3 protein-coding genes are annotated in these 3,275 nt (G+C 74.2%); 2 read left to right on the top strand and 1 reads right to left on the bottom strand.

Going from position 1 to position 3,275, the window contains the following annotated elements:
* Together ACE3UN_RS18860 and ACE3UN_RS18855 are read left to right on the top strand one after the other, a co-directional pair.
* Nucleotides 1-404: DUF4440 domain-containing protein (locus tag ACE3UN_RS18860; RefSeq protein WP_374676538.1), on the top strand; the 404-nt coding region annotated here is incomplete at its 5' end.
* The gene (locus tag ACE3UN_RS18855; protein ID WP_374676537.1) at nucleotides 401-1,699 is read left to right on the top strand and encodes a murein L,D-transpeptidase family protein; all 1,299 of its coding nucleotides are present in this window, start codon (nucleotides 401-403) and stop codon (nucleotides 1,697-1,699) included. The genes ACE3UN_RS18860 and ACE3UN_RS18855, both read left to right, overlap by 4 nt.
* A gap of 24 nt (nucleotides 1,700-1,723) precedes the next feature.
* Here the strand turns inward: ACE3UN_RS18855 and lpdA are convergent.
* On the bottom strand, nucleotides 1,724-3,275 hold a 1,552-nt coding region (lpdA, locus tag ACE3UN_RS18850), incomplete at its 5' end, for a dihydrolipoyl dehydrogenase (protein ID WP_374676536.1).

Below are 3,275 nucleotides of genomic sequence, written 5' to 3'. Positions count from 1 at the left end.
CGGCCGCCGCGCCCAAGCCCGGCCCCGCGCCTGCGCCCACGTCCGCGGCCGCGCCGGCGCCGGACGCCTCGGCCGATGTGCAGGCCGCCGTGCGAGCGTGGGCAGCGGCCTGGGCGCGGCGCGACATGGCCGCGTATTTCGCGGCCTACAGCACCGATTTCCGCGGCGGCGCGCGCAGCCGCAGTGCCTGGGAACAGGACCGCCGCGACCGCATCGCCACGCGCCGGCACATCAAGGTGGAGGTGCAGGACCTGCGCGTCGCCGTGGACGGCGACCGCGCGACGGCGCGCTTCCGGCAGGTCTACACGTCGGACGCGCTGTCCGCCAGCAGCCGCAAGACCCTGCAGCTGGCGCGCAGCGCCCAGGGGCGCTGGGTCATCCGCGAGGAATCGGTCGGCCAATGAGCGCGCTGACACGGGGCGCCCGCTTCCGCCGGGGGCGCGGCATGGTGCTGCTGGGCATCGTGGCCGCCCTCGCGGCCGGGCTGCTGTCGGCCACCGACCTGCCCCGCCGCGGCTGGGCGGCCGACCCCGCCACCCTCGACGACGCCCTGCCGAACGCCTTGCACGGGCTGCCGCTGCGCCTGGCCGATGAGACGCCCCCCGCGCCGGCGGCCGCGGCCAGCGAGGCGATGCAGGGCTCGCCCGAAGCGCGCCTGCTCGCCGTCTACCGCCTGATCGGCCGCGGGCGCCTGGACGAGGCCCTCGTGGCCAGCGGTGCCCTGGTGGCGCAATGGCCGCACTTCCGCCTTGCGCAGCTGGTGCATGCCGACCTGCTGGCGGCTCGGGCCGGTGCCCTCGGCGCCTGGGGCGGCGGCCAGGGCCGCGAGCTGCCAGGCCTGCTGGCGGAGGCGCAGCAGCGCCTGGCCGGCTGGCGGGCACGGCCACCGGCCGGCGCCGTGCCGGAAGAGTTCGCCCACCTGCCGGCGCATGTGCCCTATGCCATCGCGGTGGACACCACGCACAGCCGCCTGTACCTGTTCCGCAACGGCCCGACCGGGCTGCGCCTGGAGCATGACTTCTACGTCTCGGTGGGCAAGCAGGGCGTGGACAAGCTCGTGGAAGGCGACCAGCGCACGCCGCTGGGCATCTACTTCACCACCCAGCACATCGACGCCAGCGCGCTCGAGGACCGCTTCGGCGTGGGCGCCCTGCCCCTGAACTACCCGAACGCCTACGACCGCGCGCGTGGCCGCACGGGCAGCGGCATCCTGCTGCATGGCGTGCCGCGCGACACCTATGCCCGCCCGCCGCTGGACAGCGACGGCTGCGTGGCCCTGGCCAACCCCGATCTGCTCACGCTGGCCAGCCACCTGCCCGAGCGCGACACGCCGGTGCTCATCACCCGCCAGATCGTGTGGCGTGCGCCCCAGCCGGCCTCGGCCGGCCTGCCACCGGCTTTCGCCGAGGCCTGGGGCGCCTGGATGGCCGCCCGGCAGAGCGCCGACGCGCGCCGGCTCGGCGGCTTCTATGCGCCCCAGAGCACGCTGGACCGGCCCGCGCGCAGCCGCCTGCAGGCGCCCTCGCCTGCGAAGGTGGCGGACACCAGCCTCATCACCTGGCGTGACGACCGGGAGCTGGTGATCGTCACCTTCCGGGAGCAGCTCGCCGGGGCCTCCAGCACCAGCCGGCTGATGCGCCAGTACTGGGGCCGCGACGGCGAGGACTGGCGCATCGTCGCCGAAGGCCAGGTGCGCTGACGGCGCGCACCGGCCCCCGGGGCGTCAGCGCCGTGCGGGTGGGAGGTCGGTGCAGGAGCCGTGCGCCACCTCGGCGGCCATGCCGATCGACTCGCCCAGCGTCGGGTGCGGGTGGATGGTCTTGCCGATGTCGACCGCGTCGGCGCCCATCTCGATGGCCAGCGCGATCTCGCCGATCATGTCGCCGGCATGCGTGCCCACGATGCCGCCGCCCACGATGCGGTGCGTCGCCTCGTCGAACAGCAGCTTGGTGAATCCCTCGTCGCGCCCGTTGGCGATGGCGCGGCCCGAGGCCGTCCATGGGAACAGGCCCTTCTTCACCTTCACGCCCTGGGCCTTGGCCTGGTCCTCGGTGAGGCCCACCCAGGCCACCTCGGGGTCGGTGTAGGCCACGCTCGGGATCACGCGGGCGTCGAAGCGCGCCTTGTCGTCACCCGAGGCCACCTCGGCCGCCACATGGCCCTCGTGCACCGCCTTGTGCGCCAGCATGGGCTGGCCCACGATGTCGCCGATGGCGAAGATGTGCGGCACGTTCGTGCGCATCTGCACGTCCACCGGGATGAAGCCGCGGTCGGTGACCGCCACGCCCGCCTGGTCGGCGCCGATCTTGCGGCCGTTGGGCGTGCGGCCCACCGCCTGCAGGACCAGGTCGTAGAGCCCATCGCTGCGGGTGCCGTCGGCCGCCTCGAACTGCACCCGGATGCCTTCCGGGGTCGCCTCGGCGCCCACGGTCTTGGTCTTCAGCAGGATCTGGTCGAAGCGGTGGGCGTTCATCTTCTGCCACACCTTCACCAGGTCGCGGTCGGCGCCCTGCATCAGGCCGTCGAGCATCTCCACCACGTCCAGGCGGGCGCCCAGTGTGGAGTACACCGTGCCCATCTCCAGGCCGATGATGCCGCCGCCCACGATGAGCATCTTCTTCGGCGTGCCACGCAGCTGCAGCGCGCCGGTGGAATCGACGATGCGCGGGTCATCGGGCAGGAACGGCAGGCGCACGGCCTGCGAGCCGGCGGCGATGATGGCCTTGGCGAAGCGGATGGTCTGGGTGGCGCCGGTTTTCTCCTGTCGCTCACCCGCGGTCACCTCGACCTGCACATGGTGCGCATCGAGGAAGCTGCCGTAGCCGCGCACCACGGTGACCTTGCGCATCTTGGCCATGGCCGCCAGGCCGCCGGTGAGCTTGCCCACCACCTTGGCCTTGTGGCCGCGCAGCTTGTCGATGTCCACCTGGGGCTCGCCGAAGCTGACGCCCAGGTCGGCGAAGTGCCTGACCTCGTCCATCACGGCCGCCACGTGCAGCAGCGCCTTGGACGGGATGCAGCCCACGTTCAGGCACACGCCGCCCAGCGTCGCGTAGCGCTCGACGAGCACCACCTTCTGGCCGAGATCGGCCGCGCGGAAGGCGGCGGAATAACCGCCCGGGCCGCCGCCCAGCACCAGCACGTCGCATTCCAGGTCGACCGGGCCCGCGTGCGCAGCCGCGGCCTGCGGAGCCGGTGCCGGGGCGGCCGAGGGCGCGGCGGCGGCGGCGGCGGCGGCGGCCGGGGCCGGGGCCGGGGCCGGGGCCGGGGCGGGC

It is taken from the genome of Ideonella sp. (assembly GCF_041918995.1).
In the GTDB taxonomy this organism is placed as follows: Bacteria; Pseudomonadota; Gammaproteobacteria; order Burkholderiales; family Burkholderiaceae_C; genus Ideonella.
The sequence above is the reverse complement of the archived record's forward strand: the minus strand, read 5'-3'. Positions and strand labels throughout refer to the sequence as shown.